An 18,275-nucleotide genomic window follows, 5' to 3' on the forward strand; every position below is an offset into this window, starting at 1 on the left:
TTAACCCGGCAGTGGCGTTCCAGACCATGCCGACCGAGCGGTTCGCCCGGCCCCCCGACCCGCCCAGCGCGCATACCTGTGACGCCGATCCGCCCGGTGACGACCGCGCATATGCCGAGGTACACGCGCCGATTCCGACTGCGGCCACCAAATTCCGGCAATGAGCAGGGGCCCCGCCACCGCCAACTGCCCGAGCACGACCATCGCGAAGGTGACCCACTGCCCCATCCCGTTCACAGCCCACCACCGAAACTGTGCAGCCGCGGCAGGACCAACTCCGGCTCGCCGACAATAAGATGGCAAACCCGCCGCACCACCTCGGGCGCACCGACATGCTCGAGCGTCGGGGTAACCACCGCCCCCGCACCCGTGCGGCGCACCACAATCAGCAACCGCGACACCGGTTCCCGCACCTGGGCCCCAACCCGCAAGGTCTTGACGAGGTCGTACCCGTGCTCCCCCGCCAACTCGAGCAGATCCAATTCCGCCCGCTCCCAAGCACTTCCGCTCAATTCCAACCGCAGATAACCAACCGCCTTCGGCAGCGACGACCTCAAAGGCTTCGGAGCCATATACGGACGAGTCATCCCGAACCTCCCTGTGTCGGTGTGAATGAACTCAGCTTGGGTGCCGCGCCGGGCACAGGCGACGGCCGATAGCGCACCTGCCGTACGTGCAGAATCTGCCGTTGACAAGCAAAGATTGCTCTGATCGGCGTTGCGGGTTTCGAGCCGCGACCTAAAGTTCCTGCATTGGCATCGACGCGGGGAGGGCCCGATGGACGATGAAAGCAGCGGTGCGATATGGGAATTCGCACCCTTTCGCCAACTGTTGGCGGCAGGCCGAATCGGCCCGGCGCTGGCGCTGGTCCGAAAGGCGATGGGGCTGTCACAGGCTGATTTCGGCGAACTGCTGCACTGGGATCGTGCCCATACCGGCCGGGTCGAACGTGGCGACGTCGCAACGGTTTTCGACGTACGTGAACTGCGGCGGATCGCCGACGCGCTGGGACTTCCACGCCTGGCGCTGCTCCCGCTCTTGCTCGAATCGGACGATGCGCGGACGATCGGAATCGGGGGCCGAGAAGGAGCCGATGACGTGGATCGACGACAGTTCGGACTAGCGGCCGCCGTGGCGGGTACCGGAGTAACGGCGTGGGCGACACCGATTCAGGTCAAGCCAGCGCATCTGACCTACATCAAGACACTGACCGAGCAGTTGTGGGTGCATGACAATCTGCACGGTGGTGGCGGGATCGCTCGACGTGCGAATCGGCAATATCGATTCGTTCGCCGACTGATGGACAACGGCATCTACAGTCCGTCGGTCGGTCTCGAACTCACCAGCGCCGTGGGATGGCTGTCGAATACGGTGGCCTGGCTGGCCAGGGACTGCGGCCGACCACAATTCGCACGACAACAGCTTATGGAATCGGTACTGCTCGCCGAGCAGAGTCGCGATTTCACCCTGCTCGCCGCGACCGTTGGCGACCTCGCCACTCTCGCGGCTGCCGCCCCCACCACGAACCTCGAACCGGTCCGCCTGGCTCAGCGTTCGACCGAGCTCGTTCGCAGCGCGTCATCGGTCCGACTGAACGCGCTGAAGGCCGCGGAGGAGTCGACGGCATACGCGGCGGTCGGCGATCACCGCGAGTTCGAACGTGCCCTGGGCCGGGTCGACCGGGAACGTGACCGCGGCCTCGACGGCGACGACCACCCCGCCTGGCTGAATCACGTCACCGAGGCCGAACTCCGAGTTCATGAGGCGCGGGGCCGAAAACTCTTGGGCCAGCACACCCTGGCCGCAGAGCTGTTCCGCGAAAGCATCAGTCGCCCCGAGAACCTCCCGCGCGATGAAGCCTCCTACCGCGCGTACTACGCCGCCTCCCTCACCGGCTTGGGCGACACCACCTCCGCGATCACCGCCGCCCACACCGCCCTCGACCTCCTCGAATCCCAAGTGAATTCACCCCGCCTGGTCGCCGAACTCCACCCGGTCAACCGCGCGGCCCAACGCCTCCGCACCCCCGAAGCCCAACACTTCACCCAACGCTTCAACACCCTCACCCGAGCCGCTTGATCCAGGCCAACCCCGGCCAACGCCTCGTTTGTCTTGCCCACGGCCCGTCCTTCCCCGCGCAACGTGAGTTTCGGCCCCTGCCCGCGATCCGATCCGGTCAGCAGTCTCACGGGCCATGTGCTGGCCCGCCCGGGGGTGGCGCAGACCCGAGTTCGGCCCCTTCGTGGGGACGCGCCGGCGGGGAAGGCGCTGGCGAGCGTGACGACCGCAATCGCCGACCTTCGGGCACAATTCGCCATAACCGCAGGTGCGGCTCCCGACGGCCTCCGGTTTCAACCGGTCGCGGGAGACTCGTTCGGACGTTTCTCCGAACAGGGCGGCCGGAGCTCGGCAAATGCTGTGTTGATCCGACTTGCATGCCGTATGTACGGCAATATGCTGTCTATTGTGACGAATTTGCGGATCAGTGATGCGGCGTCGCTCATGGGGGTCAGCGATGACACCGTGCGTCGCTGGATCGAGCAGGGGCGGCTCGAATCGATCCGGCTCGAGAACGGGCGGATGGGGGTGCGCGGGCAGGACCTGGTCGAGGTGTTGAAGAGTGCGCATGCCGAAACACCCGCACCGGGTGTGATTGTCGCGGCTTCGGCCCGGAATCGGATGCGCGGCATCGTGACTCGCATTGTGAAGGACACCGTCATGGCCCAGGTGGAAATGCAGGCCGGGCCGTTTCGGCTGAGTTCGCTGTTGAGCCGGGAATCGGTGGACGAACTCGGTCTCGAGGTCGGCAGTATCGCTGTCGCCTCGGTCAAATCGACCCATGTCGTGGTCGAGATACCAGAAAGTTGATGAGGATGAAGACATTCCGCACCCTCGGCGCGATCGCAGCCGTATTCGCTGTCACCGCCGGGCTCGCCGGATGCGGTTCCGACGATAAGACGACAAGTACGCCGTCCGGTTCGGATCAGATCAGCGGAACGGTCACGGTGTTCGCGGCTGCTTCCTTGACCGAGACCTTCACCAAGTTGGGCAAGGACTTCGAGGCCGCCCATCCGGGTGTGAAGGTGGTGTACAGCTTCGGGGGCAGCTCGGCACTGGCCGAGCAGATCAAACAGGGTGCGCCCGCCGATGTGTTCGCCTCGGCGGCCCCGGCGAATATGCAGCAGGTCGTCGACGCCGGTGATGTCACCGGACAGCCCGCCACGTTCGTGAGCAACCGGCTGGAGATCGCTGTACCCAAGGGCAATCCGGGGCATATCACCGGGCTGGCGGATTTCGGCAAGTCCGATCCCAAGCTCGCGCTGTGCGCCGAGCAGGTGCCGTGCGGCGCGGCCGCCAAGAAGGTGTTCGAGACCGCGGGCATCACCCCGCAGCCCGATACCCGCGAACAGGATGTGAAGGCCGCACTCACCAAGGTGACCTTGGGCGAGGTCGACGCGGCGCTGGTCTACCGCACCGATGTGCAGGCCGCCGGTGACAAGGTCGAGGGCATCGACTTCCCCGAGTCGACCAAGGCCGTCAACACCTATCCGATCGCCCCGCTGGCCAAGGCCCCGAACACGGCCGCCGCCAACGCCTTTGTCACCTTCATCAAGTCCGATCAGGCGAAGAAGGTGTTCGTCTCCGCCGGATTCGACACCCCGTGAGTGGTTCGGTGATGCGCGATGCCGCGAGGCCGACTCGCCACGAAGACCGTTCACAGGTCGACAAGGCCCGCGACCGAGCCTCGGTGCCGGTGGCAATCGGCACCCCGGGCAATCGCGATTCGGCGGGGCAGCCCGCACGGCACTCCGCCGACCGTGGCAGCCTGACCCTCGGCCCCGCCTCGGTACCGGCGGCCATCGGCACCCCGGGCAATCGCGATTCGGCGGGGCAGCCCGCACGGCACTCCGCCGACCGTGGCAGCCTGACCCTCGGCCCCGCCTCCGTGCCAGCGGCAACCGGCACGCCGGGCAATCGCGATTCGGCGGGGCAGCCCGCACGGCACTCCGCCGACCGTGGCGGCCAGACCCTCGGCCCCGCCTCGGTACCGGCGGCAATCGGCACGCCGGGCACTCCCCATTCGGCCCATCGGCCCGCACGGCACCGGGCCGATGGGCGGGTGCGTACCGCGCATTGCCGATTCGCCGAGATGCCTCGATGAGGGCTACCTCGGCTCGGCGGCGGGTAGCGCGTAGACGACGACCGGTCATCCTCGTGCTGCCCGCCGTGTTGGCGCTGGCCTTCCTGATCACGCCGCTGATCGGCTTGCTGGCGCGCACGCCCTGGCCCACCCTGACCGATCGGCTGTTCAGCGCCGAAGTCGGTCAGGCGCTGCGGCTTTCACTGATCTGCGCGACGCTGGCGACCGCGATCTGCATAGTGCTGGGGATTCCGCTGGCCTGGCTGCTGGCGCGGGCGCATGTTCCGGGGCAGGGCATTATTCGCGCGCTGGTGACCGTGCCGCTGGTGCTGCCGCCCGTGGTCGGTGGTGTGGCGCTGCTGCTGGTCTTCGGTCGGCGTGGGCTGCTCGGGCAGTACCTCTACAACTGGTTCGGGGTCTCGCTGCCTTTCACCACTCCCGGTGTCGTGGTCGCGGAAGCCTTTGTGGCGATGCCGTTTCTGGTGATCTCGGTCGAAGGCGCGTTGCGCGCGGCCGATTCGCGATATGAGGAAGCCGCCGCGACCCTGGGCGCATCACCCTGGTACATCTTCCGCCGCGTCACCCTGCCGTCCGTGCTGCCGGGCGTGATCGCCGGAGCGGTACTGTGCTGGGCGCGCGCCCTCGGCGAGTTCGGCGCGACCATCACCTTCGCGGGCAACTTTCCCGGTAAGACCACCACCATGCCGCTGGCGGTCTACCTCGCGCTGGAGACCGATCCGGATGCCGCGATTGTGCTCAGTCTCGTCCTGCTGACGGTTTCGGTCGTCGTGCTGGTCAGTCTGCGGGAGCGCTGGATTCGAGGTTCGGTATGACATTGCGAGCCGAATTGCGGGTCGAGCGCGAGCGTTTCCGGCTCGATATCGCGCTGACCGTCGAGCCCGGCGAAGTGGTCGCGCTGCTCGGACCCAATGGCGCGGGCAAGTCCACCGCCCTGCGCGCGCTGGCCGGACTGCTGCCGCTCACCGGCGGGCGGATCTCCGTGAGCGATCAGGTGTGGGATGAGCCGCCCGCGGTATTCGTGCCCGCCGAGCATCGCCAGGTCGGTGTCGTATTCCAGGATTACCTGCTGTTCCAGCACCTTTCGGCGCTGGAGAACGTGGCCTTCGGGCTGCGCGCCCGTGGTGTGCGCCGCGCCGATGCCCGCACGCGCGCCGCCGAATGGCTGGACCGGGTCGGCCTGACCGAGCGCGCGCACGCCACCCCGCGCGCACTCTCCGGCGGGCAGGCGCAGCGGGTCGCGCTGGCGCGAGCCCTGGCCACCGCACCCCAATTGCTGCTACTGGATGAGCCACTCGCCGCGCTCGATGCGAGCACCCGGCTACAGGTACGCACCGATCTCTCACATCACCTGCGCGACTATTCCGGGCATACCGTCCTGGTCACCCATGATCCGCTCGACGCCATGGTGCTGGCCGATCGGCTGATCATTCTCGAGGATGGTGCGATCATTCAGCAGGGCGAGCCCACCGAGATCGCCCGTCGACCACGTTCGGAGTATGTGGCGAATCTGGTGGGACTCAACCTGTTTCGCGGCACCGCCGCCGGAACGACCGTCGACATCGACACCGGCGGCAGTCTCACCATCACCGAAAACGCCACGGGCCCGGTATTTCTGGCGTTCCCGCCGACAGCGGTGAGCCTGCATCCCGAGAAACCCATCGGCAGCGCGCGCAATACCTGGCCCGTCACGGTCGCGGGAATGGAGCAGCACGCCAACATCACTCGCGTTCGCCTGGACGGCGCGCCCCCTGGACTGGCCGATATCACCCCGGCGGCCGTCGCCGACCTGCGCCTGCAACCCGGGATGCGGGTCTGGGCGGCGGTCAAGGCCACCGAGGTGCACGCCTACCCGGCCTAGTGGAACCCGTTGTCGGCGTGCACGATCACCGTGGCGGCGGACACGGTCGGGCCCGCGAGCATCGCGGCGGTGAGCAGATGGGCGAGGGAACGTCGGCGCATGCCATCACGGTGCGACCTGGCCGAGTTGCTGCTCGCCGAATGTGACAACCGGGCACGGCGCCGCTCCGAACGCCGCATCCGTGCAGCCGGGTTCCACGCGATAAATCGTTGCGAGCCTTCGAATTCGAGGCCACCGCTGTTCCAGGTTCTCACCGAGCGCGAGGAAACAAATTCGGTGGCCATTGCTTCCACCGAGGCGTTCTCCGGCTGGTCGAAGACCTTTTCCGAACCACGGCTCTGCGCCGCAATCGTCGACCGGCTCACTGTCGGCGGGCAGATCATCGAAACCGGTTCCGACAGTTACCGTCTCGCCCGCACCGCCCGCAACCATGCCGCCGGCACCACCGCACAATCACCCGCACAGCAGAAACCAGTAATCACCGACACTCAACAGACACTGGAAACCGTGCCCTGACCAGCAGACTATCGGCGAATCACGACACCACCAGACAACCTCGATCGGCAAACACCGGGCCACCCACACCGGCGGACCCCGGACGGACCAGCGCAGGAAGGCGCGTCACCAGCGAGCACGCCCGAGGGCCCCGATTCGCATCACCCCGAGTGACGCGATCGAATGCGATTACCTGTTGCCGGGTTTAGGGGCGATTGGTCATTTCGACGCAGCGGGTCGTGGCCGTGACCAGTTCGCGAATGATCAACCCTCATCCTCAGGATTTGTCACTGTCTCATTCGCGTACAGCCGCACGGCGCGTTCAGCGGCTGGGGCGTTCGCGAACCGTGCCAGGATCTCTGCATGTGTCTCGGATGCGACCTGAGCCGTGACGGTGTCCTCGCCTTCGTCGTCCCAGTCGATCAGCTGCTCGTAAGCCGCGAGGCCGACTTGGATAGCAGGATCGTCCGCATAGTCACGTTTCGCTCGATCGAGGAATTCCCTGATCTCGTAGCTGTGTTGGCCGCCGTAGTCGATCGGGTATCGCTGTGACGGCTCCGATGGGGGAACCCAGCGCAGCCCGTGAGCGTCGACAAAGTCGTTGACCGCGCTCAGTTGGTCCAGGGGGGTGGCAAGGTTCGGTAGCTGACCCCGATAGATTTCGCCGGCCAACGATGTCTCACCGAATAGCTGCTGGAACTGTCGATCCGCTGACCGCTCCGGTGTCGGGGCCCCATCGACTATGGCGTCCCAGACGGGCTGCGCAATCAAGGCGAAAACAATGACGGCACCATCCAAGACGGTCGATGCGGAATGATGGTCGCTACCGATCGCGGCGTTGGTGCGTTCTATGAGTTGCAGCAACTCCTCGATGTCGCTGTCAGAAGTCAGTTGCTCGCCTTTGTTGATCTGGTTTTCGGCAAACAACCTGCTGTCGCGGTGCCGTTCGACGAAGTACCGCAGAACAAGTTGGGTGTTCAGGTTCTCGCGGACTCCCTCGATGCTGCCGGTTCGGTCGTAGGTGCCCGTGATGCCCAACGTGATCGGACGGTAGCCATCGCCCTCACATTGCAGGACGACCAAAGTGGCGTCGATGCCCGACAAACTGACGCCGGTGATCATGCAACTGCAGTCGTAGAAACCCATTGGTGCCGAAACCCGTTCCTCTGTGATGCCACACCTTATGCGGCCGACCGGTCTGCGGCTGGTCGACAGCTTCGTCCACGGTAGCCACTTCCCATCCTTGGTAATCCACAGTCGGGACTACCTCCGGGTGCCGGCACTTCGAGGTCGCCCACAAAACCTTCCGACCCGCCCGAGAGAGCGGACATGCCACCGGAGCGACAGCAATATTCACCGATACACCCGCCCGGGATCGAGCCCAAGTGACGCCAGGATTCACCGACAACTGACGTCAGAATTCATCCTTACGGCCACGTCGGGATTTCGGCAACGTGGCGACGATCGCCTCGTAGGACTGGTCGATGAGTTCGCGGAGCTCGTCGTCGGGCACCTTGCCGCCGACCTTGATCAGGTTCCAGCCGTACCTGCCGATGTAGTGCGAGACCGAGACATCGTCGGGGTAGATGGCGACGAGTTCGTCGGCCTCGGTCCGCGTTCCGCATTTGAGACTCACCGCCTCACCGCTCCCGATGAACGCGAAGATCTTGTCCCCCGCCTTGGCGACGATATCCCCCTCCCACGGTTCGTCCTGCCAGGCACCGGGTTTGGTGAGGCAATAGGTGAGAACGTCCACGGCGGTCTCCTCTAGACGGGCAATAGTCGGCCGACGACGGTGGTGAGTTGGCGGGCCGAGCGGCATTCGTGCATCTCGATGACTTCGGCGTATTTCTTGGCGGCGGAGTCGCCTGTGCCCCACAGCTTCTCGGCTTCGGGGTTGAGCCAGTAGGCGTGTTTGGCCACGGCGACGAGTTGTTCGAGGGTGGCCAGGGCCGGGTCGCGGTAGTTGTTGCGGGCGTCGCCGAGGATGAGCAGGGAGGTGCGGCTGGTGACGGCGTCGGGGAAGTTCTCGGCGAAGCCCTCGAGGGCGGAGCCGTAGTCCGAATGTCCTTCGATACCAACGACATCGGCTTCGGTGAAAATACGGCGGGTGATCTGATCGAGGGGGGTCACCGAGTCGAAGAGCTGGGTCACCTCGTCGGAGCGGTCCACGAAGGCGAAGATGCGCACCCGGGAGAACTGTTCACGCAGGGCATTCACCAGCACCATGGTGAAGCTGGAGAATCCGGCCACCGAGCCCGAGATATCGCACAGCAGTACGAGATCGGGACGACCGGGGCGCGGCTTGCGGGTCTCCAGGTGAATGGGCACACCGCCGGTGGACATGGATTTGCGCAGCGTCCTGCGCAGATCGATCTCACCGCGCCGGGCCCGGCGACGACGAGAAGCCAGGCGGGAGGCCAGGATTCGTGCCAGCCGCTGACTGGAGCGGCGCAGATCGTCGAGCTCATGCTGCGAAATGCGCAGGAAGTCGGCGTCCTCGGCCTGCCGGGCCACACCGTAGGTCGCGACGCGCTCGCGGCCGATGCGCTCGGCGACGCGGCGGCGGGTCTCGGCCTCGACGGTGCCGCGGAAGGATTTGATGCGCTGGCGGGCGGTGCGCCGGGCGACCTCGGTATCGAAGTCGGAGTTGTCCATCCCCGCGGTGAACCCGGCGATCAGTTTGGCCACCAGGATCTCGGGCTGGAGATCCTTCATGGTCTGATACGCCGAGAAGGACGGGCCACCCGACGCTTGATACTGGCCCATCTGTTCGACCATCTGCGCGGCCAGCGCTTGCAGCGCTCGCTCCCGCTCCTCGGAGGGACTCTGAACGAGCAACTCCGCCAGCATCTTTCGCAGTTCGATAATGTCGACCGCGCCGTCCGGCTTGTACGGGATCTCGACCTCTTCGGCTCCGACGCGCTCACCGAGCGCGGCCGGGAACCACAGATCGAACAGCCCGTCGAAGGTGGCGCGCTGGGTGGTGCGCCTCAGCAACGCGCACGCCAAACCCTCGCGCAGCACCTCGCGATCCATCAGATCCAGCACCGTGACAACCTGTGCGGCATCGACGGTTTCGGAGGGTCCGACCGGAATTCCCCTGCCGCGCAGTGCCTCCACGAATCCGACCAGATGCCCGGAGAATCCGTGCTCGGCCGCCGGCCCGGGCGCGGTGGCGGGTTTGGCGGCTCCCGCTGTCCCGCTCACCGCCCGCACGGCCGCCGAGACCAGCCCGCGCGGGGTGTTCGATGCGCCCGCCATGGCCTCAGGCCAGCTTCAGCTCGGACTGCGCGCGCAGATGATCGGCCTGATGCTTGAGCACCACACCAAGCGTCGCGCGCACCGTCTTGTCGTCGAGATCCTTTGCGCCCAAGGCCAATAGCGTGCGCGCCCAGTCGATGGACTCCGCGACCGAGGGCAACTTCTTGAGCTGCATCCCGCGCAGTACGTGCACGACCCGCACCAGTTGCGCGGCCACGGCGGGTTTGAGCTCGGGAACGCGGCTGGCCAGAATGCGGCGCTCGAGATCCTCGTCCGGGAAGTCGATGTGCAGGTAGAGGCAGCGCCGTTTCAACGCCTCGGACAGCTCGCGCGTCGCGTTCGAGGTCAGCACCACGAACGGTTTGCGGGTGGCGGTGATGGTGCCCAATTCCGGGACGGTGACCGAGAAGTCGCTCAGGATCTCGAGCAACAGACCCTCGATCTCGACATCGGCCTTATCGGTCTCGTCGATGAGCAGCACGGTCGGTTCGGTGCGCCGGATGGCGGTCAGCAGCGGCCGTGCGAGCAGGAACTCCTCGGTGAAGACATCGGATTTGGTTTCGGCCCAATCGTTCTCCGACGACGCCTGGATCCGCAGAATCTGCTTGGCGTGATTCCACTCGTACAGCGCCCGCGCCTCGTCCACGCCCTCATAGCATTGCAGGCGAACGAGTTCCGCCCCGGCGACCTCGGCGACCGCCTTGGACAGCTCGGTCTTGCCGACACCCGCCGGGCCCTCGATGAGCAGCGGCTTGCCCAGCCGGTCCGCGAGGAAAACCGAGGTGGCGGTGGCCTTGTCGGCCAGATAGCCGGTTCCGGCGAGGCGCTCGATCACATCGTCGACCGACGAGAAGATCGGCTCCTGGATCGGTGCTGTAGGAGCCACGGATGCTGCCCTTTCTTCGAAGTGCTAGACGGGCCGGATCTGGCCGTCGCCCCACACAATCCATTTGGTGGAGGTCAGTTCCGGCAGGCCCATGGGGCCGCGCGCATGCAATTTCTGAGTGGAGATGCCGATCTCCGCGCCGAAGCCGAATTGCTCGCCGTCGGTGAAGGCAGTCGAAGCATTGACCATGACGGCCGCGGCGTCCACCCGGCCGGTGAATTGGCGTGCCGCCGCGAGATCGCCGGTGATGATGGCCTCGGTGTGGCCGGTGCCCCAGAGGTTGATGTGCTCGACAGCGGCATCCAGATCGGGCACCACCTTCAAAGCGATATCGAGCGAGAGGTATTCATCGGCCCAGTCGGTATCGGTGGCGGGCACCAGACCGGGCAGATCACCGTGGATGGTGACGCCCTTGTCCTCGAGGGCCTTGATCAGGCGCGGGACCGCGGTCTCGGCGATGGCCTCGTCGATGAGCACCGTCTCGGCGGTATTGCACACGCTCGGGCGACGGGTCTTGGCATTGATCAGAATGGCCTCGGCCATCGCCAGATCGGCAGCGCGGTGCACGAAGATGTGGCAGTTGCCGGTGCCGGTCTCGATGGTCGGCACCAGGGCATCGCGCACCACGGCATTGATCAGGCCCGCGCCGCCGCGCGGAATGACCACGTCGACCAGGCCGCGGGCCTGGATCAGATGGGTCACGCTGGAGCGGTCGTCGGCGGGCAGCAGCTGTACCGCGTCCTGCGGAAGGCCCTGTGCGGCAAGCGCTTCGCGCAGTACGGTCACCAGCGCCACATTCGAGCGCACCGCCGAGGAGGAGCCGCGCAGCAGCGCCGCGTTACCCGACTTGAGCGTCAGCCCGAAGGCGTCGACGGTGACATTGGGCCGCGCCTCGTAGACCATGCCGACCACCCCGAGCGGCACCCGCGTCTGCCGGATCTCCAGACCGTTCGGCAGCGTCGAACCGCGCACCACATCGCCCACCGGATCCGGCAGCCCCGCGACCTGACGCAGTCCGGAGGCGATCCCGTCGATGCGAGCCTCGGTCAGCCGCAGCCGATCCAGTTGCGCCTCGGCGGTACCGCCCGCGCGCGCGAGTTCGATGTCCTCGCCATTGGCGATCAGCAGCCGGTCCTTGGCGGCGAGCAACGCATCGGCGGCGGCGTGCAGCGCGGCATCCTTCTGCGCCGTGGTGAGCTGGGCGAGCGTGCGCGACGCCACCCGGGCCCGGCGCGCCGCGGCATGCACCACCTCGCGGACGTTGTCCAGTTCAGTGGTGGTCGAAGCTGTCATGGGTACAGCCTACTTACCCGGTCATAGCGGTCATTCAGCGACTTCGCACCGGATGCCGATCGGACCCGCCGCCGCGCATCGCGTGCCGCGTGCCCCGGCCGGGTGGATTGCGCGGCAGCCGCGCATTGCGCTCCGAGCTGAATCAACTCGCCCGGCGAATCATTCACCCGGCCGCAGTCGGTGCCCCGGGCTAGTTTGGGCAGATGACCGCGAGCATCAAGCTGTCCTCCGCCGCCGGACGTTGGGTTCTGCTGGCCACCGTGCTCGGTTCCGGAATGGCGATGCTCGATGCCACCGTCGTGAATGTGGCGCTGCCCAAGATCGGGGACGAATTCGGCTCGTCCATGGCCGGATTGCAGTGGACCGTCAATGCGTACGCGCTCACCCTGGCCGGGCTGATTCTGCTGGGCGGTGCGCTCGGCGATCGGTACGGGCGGCGGCGCGTCTTCATTGTCGGCGTCATCTGGTTCGCGCTCGCCTCGGCGCTCTGCGGTGCGGCACAGGATGTTTCGATGCTCATCGCGGCGCGAGCGCTCCAGGGTGTGGGCGGCGCGCTGCTCACCCCCGGATCGCTGGCGATCATTCAGGCGTCGTTCGAACCGCAGGATCGGGCCCGCGCGGTCGGGGCCTGGTCCGGACTGGGCGGTGTCGCCGGTGCCATCGGCCCGTTCCTGGGCGGCTATCTGGTGGAGTACGCGGGCTGGCGCTGGGTCTTCCTTTTGAATGTGCCGCTGGCGCTGCTGGTCATCGCGGTCGCCGCACGGCATGTACCCGAAACCTACGACGCGCAGGCGCATGGGAAATTCGATGTGTTCGGCGCGGCCATGGCGGCGCTGTGCCTGGCCGGAATCACCTACGCCCTCACCACCGCACCGGAGCGAGATGCCAACCGCGCCTTGGTGATAGGCAGCGCGGCGATGGGCATTGCCGCGGGTATCGCCTTCGTGCTGGTCGAACGCCGCCGCTCGGCCCGCGCCGACGGACCCGCCCCGATGGTGCCGGTGGATGTGTTCGCCTCCAAACAGTTCACGGCCATCAACGGCGTCACCTTCGTCATGTACGGCGCGATGAGCGTGGTCTTCTTCCTGCTGGTGCTGACGTTGCAGGTGGTCTCCGGATTCAGTCCGATCGCGGCGGGCACCGCCATGCTGCCCGGCACCATCCTCATGCTGCTGTTCTCCGCGCGGGCGGGCGCGCTCGCGCAGAAGATCGGCCCGCGCAAACCCATTACCGCCGGGGTCCTGCTGGCCGCCCTCGGCATGCTGCTCATGACCCGCATCGGCGAACACTCCTCGTATCCGACCGTGGTGCTGCCCGCCGCGATCATCTTCGGCATCGGCCTCACCCTGGCCGTCGCCCCGCTGACCGCCACCGTGCTGGCCACCGCCGACGAACGGCACGCGGGCGTGGCGAGCGGGGTCAACAATGCGGTGGCCCGTGCGGCGGGACTGCTTGCGGTGGCGGCCATTCCGCCCCTGGCGGGCCTGACCGGCGACGCCTACGGCAACCCCTCGACCTTCCAGCACGGTTTCCGCATCGCCCTGATCACCTGCGTCGTCCTCATGGTCGCCGCCGCCGGGCTGGCCTTCCTCACCGTCCGCGACGACGCGCTGGCCACCGCGCCCGCCGACGCCGAGCCGCTGTGCAAGGTGAACTGCCCCATCGGCGCACCCCCGCTCGAGCCCGGCCGCGCGGTACCCGCGACCGGCCGCGACGACAGCTGAGTCGCGACCTACCCGTATCGGCACCTCGGCACGACTACCGTGGCGATCATGGCGCGGATTGTGGTGGTGGGCAGCATCAATATGGATCTGGTGACGACCGTCAAACGACGACCGGAGCCGGGCGAGACGGTGTCCGGGGAGAAGTTCTCGCTGGTGCCCGGGGGCAAGGGGTCCAATCAGGCGATCGCGGCGCAGCGGGCCGGGGGTGAGGTCGGGTTCGTCGGGGCGGTCGGGGACGATGTCTTCGCCGATGAGCTGCGCCGGGTGCTGGTCGATGCGGGCGTGGGGGTTTCGCGGTTGCGGCGGGCGCACGGGCCCAGCGGCGTGGCGGCCATCATCGTCGACGACGGCGGGGAGAACAGCATTATCGTGGTGGGCGGGGCCAACTCTCGGCTGACCACCCTGGACGAGGACGATCTGGAGGCCATCGCCCAGGCCGATGTACTGCTGTGCCAGTTGGAGATTCCACTTCCCACGGTGCTGCAGGCGGCCCGGCACGCCCGCGCGCACGGCACCACGGTGATTCTGAATCCCTCACCGGTGCGCGAACTTCCGGAGCAGGTGTGGGCCGAGATCGATATCGCGGTGGTGAACGAGGGTGAGGCGGCGCAGCTGGGCGCGGCCCTGGACGCGGTGCCGCATGTGATCACCACGCTCGGCGCGGACGGCGCGATTTATCGCGGCCCGGACGGCATCACCCTGCCGCAGCCGGGAGTTCGGGTGGAGGTGGTCGACACCACCGGAGCCGGAGACACTTTCACCGGTGCGCTGGCGGCGCATTGGCATGACGGCCCGGAGATCGCGCTCGCCTGGGCGTGTACGGCCGGGGCACTGGCGACCACGAAACTCGGTGCCAGCGCGTCGATTCCGACGCGCAATGCCATCGAGCGGCTGCTCTCGCGCTGACTCAGGCGGCCGTGGTGCTCTTACCGGTGTGTACGGCCACCAGCTCGGCGAGCTGCTTCCCGGCGCGCTCCAGCGGTTCGGTGGAGCGGGTGGCCAGTGACATGATGACCGCGCCCTCCACCGCCGCCACGATGGTGGTGGCCAGCGAGCGAGCGGTATCGGGCGCTACGGCCTCGGCCTCGAGCCGGTCGGCGAGGATGCCCTCCCACTCCAGGAAGGTCGCGCCCGCGACATCGGCGGCCTCGGGGGATTCCGAGCGCCCGAGCGCCGCGGCCACCACCGGGCAGCCCGCGGTGAAATCGCTGGAGACCACCACCTCGCGCCACATGGCGGGGAAGGCGGCGAGCACGGTGGCCAGATCCGCGCCCGAGGTCAGGGTGCGCATGAGCGCGCTCGACGCCTGTCCGGCGGTGCGGGTGGCCTCGGCGATCAGTTCGGATTTGCCGCCGGGGAAGTTCAGGTAGACCGAGCGCCGCGAGATCCCGCTGTGCTCGAGCAGTTGCGCGATGCCGGTTCCGGCGATGCCTTTACACCGCATGAGGGCGATGGCGCTGTCGATGAGGCGGTCGCGGGCTCCCATATCGACTTCCTTCCTTGCTGTATACCGATCGGTGTACTACCGTTCGAGATATACCGATTGGTCTACCACTCGAGTGTAGACCGCAGCCACCGACTCGACGACGAACCGGGGTCCACCCACATGCCTGCCGAGCACACATCCCTGCACGATCCGCTGCCGCTGGCCAGTGGCCAGGTGTTGCCGAACCGTCTGATGAAATCCGCCCTGAGCGAGGGACTCGGCAATTCCGCCTTCGCCCCCGACGAACGGCTGCAACGACTCTACGCGCGCTGGAGCGCCGGCGGGTACGGGTTGATCGTCACCGGCAATGTCATGGTCGACAGCCGTCACCAGGGCGAACCCGGCAATGTGGCCATCGAGGACGAACGGCATCTGGACGCGCTGACCCGCTGGGCCGAAGCGGGCAAACAGGGCGGCGGCAAGCTGTGGATGCAGCTGAATCATCCGGGCCGGCAGGCCAATCCACTGGTGACCCGCAATCGCGCGGTGGCCCCGTCCGCGATAGGTATGAGCATTCCGGGCGTGCCCGCACCGCGCGCGCTCACCGAGGACGAGATTCTGGACATCATCCGGCGGTTCGGCACGGCGGCCCGCGTTGCCGAGGCCGCCGGATTCGACGGCGTGCAGATCCACGGCGCGCACGGATACCTGGTGTCGCAGTTCCTGTCTCCGCTGTCCAATCAGCGCACCGACGCCTGGGGCGGTGACGCCGAGCGGCGCAGGCGGTTCGTCGTGGAGGTGGCGCGCGGTATTCGCGGTGCGGTGAGCCCGGGCTTCGGCGTCGGCATCAAACTCAATTCGGCGGACTTCCAGCGCGGCGGGTTCACCGAGGACGAATCGCGCGTGGTCATCGAGACGCTCTCCGCCGAGAGTCTGGATCTGATCGAAATCAGCGGCGGCAGTTACGAATCCCCCGCCATGCTGAATCGTCCGCGCACGGTCAACGCCAGTACGAAGGCGCGTGAGGCGTACTTCCTGGAATACGCCGAATCCGCGCGCAAGGCCGCCGGTGCGGTACCGATCGCGGTCACCGGCGGGTTCCGCTCCCGCACCGTCATGGCCGAGGCGATCGCCGAGGGCCATTGCGATGTGGTCGGCCTGGGCCGCCCCGCCGCCGTAATCCCCTCCGCCGCGGCCGATCTGCTCAATGGCGCGGAACGCCTGCACGCACCCGCGATCTCGCTGAAACTGCCGTCGCAGCTCGCGGCCAATAACGGCCTGAAGGCCTTCGACGGGGCGCTGGACCTGCAATGGCATACCGACCAACTGCATCTGCTGGGTGCGGGCGATGATCCCGATCTGGACCGCTCCCCCTGGCGCACCGCGGTAACCATGCTGCGCCGCAATGGTTTCGACGCCCTGCGCAGTAAGCGCTCGGCGGGCACGCCCACCCCGGACCGCACCGCCGCCAAATTCCGCCGTGAGCGCGCCCTGGGTCGCTACGTCATGAACCCGGCCGTTCGCGCGCTGAGCCGGGTGGGTGTGCGCACCGCATTGGCCACCGAGATCGAGACCATCGGGCGCAAGACCGGTCAGCCGCGCCGCGTCCCGGTATCGGTGCTCTTCGACGAGCGCGGGGCCTGGGTCATCTCCCAGCACGGCTCCCGATCCGGCTGGGGCGCGAACCTCACCGCCAACCCGGAAATCCGTGTGCGCCAAGGCAATGACTGGCGCACCGGCACCGCCGAATTCCTCCCCGAAGACGATGTGGTGGCCCGCGCCCGCACCTTCGCCCCGCACCCACTCCTGGCCCCGATCGCCACCCGCACCTTCGCCGCCCTGCAAACCACCCCGATCACCGTCCGCATCACCTTCACCGACAACTGAACCGCCTCAGCGCGTACGCCCGGACAGTGTCAGTAGAGATGCGAAGGCATCGGCATCGACGAATTCCGGCGATGCGCCGGTAGCGGTCGAGGGTGCCCGCGTCATACGCAGCACCGTGGACCGCAGGACCCGCCGGGCGATGTCCGAAGGCGGTTCATAGGTAAGGCCGAGCGCGCACGCCAAGTCCCACGTGTGGATGACCACATCGCCGATGTACTCCTCATAGAGGGTCGCGATGTCGATCTCCGACTCGAGCCCGGGCACCCGGCAGCGCCGGGTCGGGTCCGTGATCGAGGAGAACGCGACCTCCACGAGCCCGGCGGCGTATCGATAGCCGACCTCCAGTCCGGCGCTGCCGTAGTAGGGGTCGGCGGCCGCTTCGGGAGATGTCCCGTCCAGCATTCCGCCCCACTGCCCACCCGAGATCGGCTCGGCCGCAATGGCGGTGGCGACGGCGATACTCCGGTCGATGAGGTGGCGGTACACACCGCGCACGTCCCGGGCGGAGCTCGGCGCCATGCACCCGAGGTCACCCCGGGTGACCTCGGACAGATAGGAGGCCAGGTCCTCGGTCAGGCTGTGCAGTACGGATACGTCCACGGCTGGTTCTCGCTTTCACCGTCGGTGGTCTCCACACACCGGTCGGTGCGAGAGACTGACTGAACGCGCCGGGTACCGGCACTGGATTTCATCTACCACAGTAGATCATCTACCACGGTAGAGCATAGCGGGAAGGATGTCGATGCCCAAGGAGAGCGAGGCCGGGGACGAGCCGGATCTGGCTGCGCTGATCTTTCGGGTGCTGCCACAGCTGGCGGCACTGGAGGAGCCGATCCTGCGCGAGGCGGGATTGTCCATGTGGGAGTACGCGATCGTGACCGAGCTGGCCTCGGCGGAAGTCGTGTCCCAGGTCGAACTATCGGCCCGCACGCGGCGCGATCCGACTCGACTGGGCAGGCATCTGGACGATCTGACCGCGCGCGGAGTGGTGGCGCGTGCCCGCGCGGCGACCGATAAGCGCCAGCGCACCGTCCATCTGACCGACAGCGGACGCGCCCTCTACGCGACGGTCAAGCAACGCGTCCGAGCCAAGGAGGACGAGTTCCTGTACTCGACCCTGGCCACGCGCGAAGCCACCAGCTTCCGAAACCTGCTCGCCCGGCTCGCGGCGACCAGCACCACGGCAGGCAATCCGTAAGCACGGCAATCGATGACGGCCGAATCGGCCGAATTGCGTTATCGGATATTAATTTTCGTGTGATATGTTGAATGCGAATCCT

18 protein-coding genes and 2 pseudogenes are annotated in these 18,275 nt (G+C 67.0%); 12 read left to right on the plus strand and 8 right to left on the minus strand.

Going from position 1 to position 18,275, the window contains the following annotated elements:
- Positions 1-233: 233 nt before the first annotated feature.
- A complete protein-coding gene (locus NA10_RS16905) occupies positions 234-587 on the minus strand; it encodes a hypothetical protein (protein WP_157556575.1) in 354 nt (117 codons plus the stop codon).
- 130 nt (positions 588-717) lie between these two features.
- Between NA10_RS16905 and NA10_RS16910 the strand changes: the two genes are divergently transcribed.
- From NA10_RS16910 to NA10_RS35680, 7 genes and pseudogenes are all read left to right on the plus strand, one after another.
- Positions 718-2,079: a helix-turn-helix domain-containing protein gene (locus NA10_RS16910; RefSeq protein ID WP_157556576.1), complete on the plus strand. Its 1,362-nt coding sequence runs from the start codon at positions 718-720 to the stop codon at positions 2,077-2,079.
- Between the two features lie 387 nt (positions 2,080-2,466).
- Positions 2,467-2,868, plus strand: coding sequence for a TOBE domain-containing protein (locus tag NA10_RS16915; protein ID WP_067568890.1), 402 nt, complete (start codon positions 2,467-2,469; stop codon positions 2,866-2,868).
- Positions 2,868-3,665, plus strand: a complete 798-nt coding sequence (gene modA, locus NA10_RS16920; protein WP_245677504.1) for a molybdate ABC transporter substrate-binding protein — start codon at positions 2,868-2,870, stop codon at positions 3,663-3,665. Before NA10_RS16915 ends, modA begins: the two co-directional genes overlap by 1 nt.
- Positions 3,662-4,162: a hypothetical protein gene (locus NA10_RS16925; protein WP_067568815.1), complete on the plus strand. Its 501-nt coding sequence runs from the start codon at positions 3,662-3,664 to the stop codon at positions 4,160-4,162. Before modA ends, NA10_RS16925 begins: the two co-directional genes overlap by 4 nt.
- Positions 4,159-4,974: a molybdate ABC transporter permease subunit gene (modB, locus tag NA10_RS16930; protein ID WP_067568816.1), complete on the plus strand. Its 816-nt coding sequence runs from the start codon at positions 4,159-4,161 to the stop codon at positions 4,972-4,974. The genes NA10_RS16925 and modB overlap by 4 nt, the downstream gene beginning before the upstream one ends.
- Positions 4,971-6,020: an ABC transporter ATP-binding protein gene (locus NA10_RS16935; RefSeq protein ID WP_067568817.1), complete on the plus strand. Its 1,050-nt coding sequence runs from the start codon at positions 4,971-4,973 to the stop codon at positions 6,018-6,020. The genes modB and NA10_RS16935 overlap by 4 nt, the downstream gene beginning before the upstream one ends.
- Positions 6,021-6,257: 237 nt before the next feature.
- Positions 6,258-6,536: pseudogene (locus NA10_RS35680) on the plus strand (ATP-binding protein); the annotation flags it as partial.
- Between the two features lie 243 nt (positions 6,537-6,779).
- On the opposite strand, the gene NA10_RS16950 reads toward NA10_RS35680, so the two are convergent.
- The 5 genes from NA10_RS16950 to NA10_RS16970 all read right to left on the minus strand — a co-directional run bounded on the left by NA10_RS16950 (position 6,780) and on the right by NA10_RS16970 (position 11,958).
- On the minus strand, positions 6,780-7,661 hold the full coding sequence (locus tag NA10_RS16950) for a hypothetical protein (RefSeq protein WP_067568820.1): 882 nt from the start codon (positions 7,659-7,661) through the stop codon (positions 6,780-6,782).
- Positions 7,662-7,929: 268 nt separating this feature from the next.
- Positions 7,930-8,271, minus strand: a complete 342-nt coding sequence (locus NA10_RS16955; RefSeq protein WP_067568821.1) for an MmcQ/YjbR family DNA-binding protein — start codon at positions 8,269-8,271, stop codon at positions 7,930-7,932.
- Between the two features lie 11 nt (positions 8,272-8,282).
- Complete coding sequence (locus tag NA10_RS16960; RefSeq protein WP_373862386.1) at positions 8,283-9,734, minus strand: vWA domain-containing protein; 1,452 nt, start codon at positions 9,732-9,734, stop codon at positions 8,283-8,285.
- Between the two features lie 49 nt (positions 9,735-9,783).
- Entirely contained in the window at positions 9,784-10,665 is an 882-nt protein-coding gene (locus tag NA10_RS16965) for an AAA family ATPase (RefSeq protein ID WP_067568822.1), read from the minus strand.
- Positions 10,666-10,689: 24 nt separating this feature from the next.
- Entirely contained in the window at positions 10,690-11,958 is a 1,269-nt protein-coding gene (locus tag NA10_RS16970; protein ID WP_067568823.1) for a glutamate-5-semialdehyde dehydrogenase, read from the minus strand.
- A 203-nt stretch (positions 11,959-12,161) separates the two neighbouring features.
- Between NA10_RS16970 and NA10_RS16975 the strand changes: the two genes are divergently transcribed.
- Together NA10_RS16975 and NA10_RS16980 are read left to right on the plus strand one after the other, a co-directional pair.
- Complete coding sequence (locus NA10_RS16975) at positions 12,162-13,682, plus strand: MFS transporter (RefSeq protein WP_067568824.1); 1,521 nt, start codon at positions 12,162-12,164, stop codon at positions 13,680-13,682.
- 48 nt (positions 13,683-13,730) lie between these two features.
- The gene (locus tag NA10_RS16980) at positions 13,731-14,588 is read left to right on the plus strand and encodes a ribokinase (protein WP_067568898.1); all 858 of its coding nucleotides are present in this window, start codon (positions 13,731-13,733) and stop codon (positions 14,586-14,588) included.
- A gap of 1 nt (position 14,589) precedes the next feature.
- Here NA10_RS16980 and NA10_RS16985 read toward each other — a convergent pair whose 3' ends face one another.
- Positions 14,590-15,168, minus strand: coding sequence for a TetR/AcrR family transcriptional regulator (locus tag NA10_RS16985; RefSeq protein ID WP_067568825.1), 579 nt, complete (start codon positions 15,166-15,168; stop codon positions 14,590-14,592).
- Positions 15,169-15,288: 120 nt separating this feature from the next.
- On the opposite strand from NA10_RS16985, the pseudogene NA10_RS39360 reads away from it, so the two are divergent.
- Both NA10_RS39360 and NA10_RS39365 read left to right on the plus strand, forming a co-directional pair.
- A pseudogene (locus tag NA10_RS39360) lies at positions 15,289-16,269 on the plus strand (NADH:flavin oxidoreductase/NADH oxidase family protein); the annotation flags it as partial.
- Between the two features lie 345 nt (positions 16,270-16,614).
- Positions 16,615-16,995 (plus strand): nitroreductase family deazaflavin-dependent oxidoreductase, encoded by a 381-nt coding sequence (locus tag NA10_RS39365; protein WP_307188399.1) that lies wholly within the window; start codon positions 16,615-16,617, stop codon positions 16,993-16,995.
- 6 nt (positions 16,996-17,001) lie between these two features.
- Here NA10_RS39365 and NA10_RS16995 read toward each other — a convergent pair whose 3' ends face one another.
- Positions 17,002-17,595 carry a DinB family protein gene (locus tag NA10_RS16995; protein WP_067568827.1) on the minus strand — a complete coding sequence of 198 codons (594 nt, stop codon included), beginning with the start codon at positions 17,593-17,595 and terminating at the stop codon, positions 17,002-17,004.
- A gap of 142 nt (positions 17,596-17,737) precedes the next feature.
- Between NA10_RS16995 and NA10_RS17000 the strand changes: the two genes are divergently transcribed.
- Entirely contained in the window at positions 17,738-18,193 is a 456-nt protein-coding gene (locus NA10_RS17000) for a MarR family winged helix-turn-helix transcriptional regulator (protein WP_067568900.1), read from the plus strand.
- Positions 18,194-18,275: the final 82 nt, after the last annotated feature.

It is taken from the genome of Nocardia acidivorans NBRC 108247 (assembly GCF_001625085.1).
In the GTDB taxonomy this organism is placed as follows: Bacteria; Actinomycetota; Actinomycetes; order Mycobacteriales; family Mycobacteriaceae; genus Nocardia; species Nocardia acidivorans.

Bases quoted from the DNA above. Each gene is read 5' to 3' on its own strand.
- NA10_RS16985 (WP_067568825.1), bottom strand. From the start codon at position 15,168: ATGGGAGCCCGCGACCGCCTCATCGACAGCGCCATCGCCCTCATGCGG.
- NA10_RS16975 (WP_067568824.1), top strand. From the start codon at position 12,162: ATGACCGCGAGCATCAAGCTGTCCTCCGCCGCCGGACGTTGGGTTCTG.
- NA10_RS16950 (WP_067568820.1), bottom strand. From the start codon at position 7,661: ATGGGTTTCTACGACTGCAGTTGCATGATCACCGGCGTCAGTTTGTCG.
- NA10_RS39365 (WP_307188399.1), top strand. From the start codon at position 16,615: ATGAACCCGGCCGTTCGCGCGCTGAGCCGGGTGGGTGTGCGCACCGCA.
- NA10_RS17000 (WP_067568900.1), top strand. From the start codon at position 17,738: ATGCCCAAGGAGAGCGAGGCCGGGGACGAGCCGGATCTGGCTGCGCTG.
- modA (WP_245677504.1), top strand. From the start codon at position 2,868: ATGAGGATGAAGACATTCCGCACCCTCGGCGCGATCGCAGCCGTATTC.
- NA10_RS16905 (WP_157556575.1), bottom strand. From the start codon at position 587: ATGACTCGTCCGTATATGGCTCCGAAGCCTTTGAGGTCGTCGCTGCCG.
- NA10_RS16980 (WP_067568898.1), top strand. From the start codon at position 13,731: ATGGCGCGGATTGTGGTGGTGGGCAGCATCAATATGGATCTGGTGACG.
- modB (WP_067568816.1), top strand. From the start codon at position 4,159: ATGAGGGCTACCTCGGCTCGGCGGCGGGTAGCGCGTAGACGACGACCG.
- NA10_RS16970 (WP_067568823.1), bottom strand. From the start codon at position 11,958: ATGACAGCTTCGACCACCACTGAACTGGACAACGTCCGCGAGGTGGTG.
- NA10_RS16935 (WP_067568817.1), top strand. From the start codon at position 4,971: ATGACATTGCGAGCCGAATTGCGGGTCGAGCGCGAGCGTTTCCGGCTC.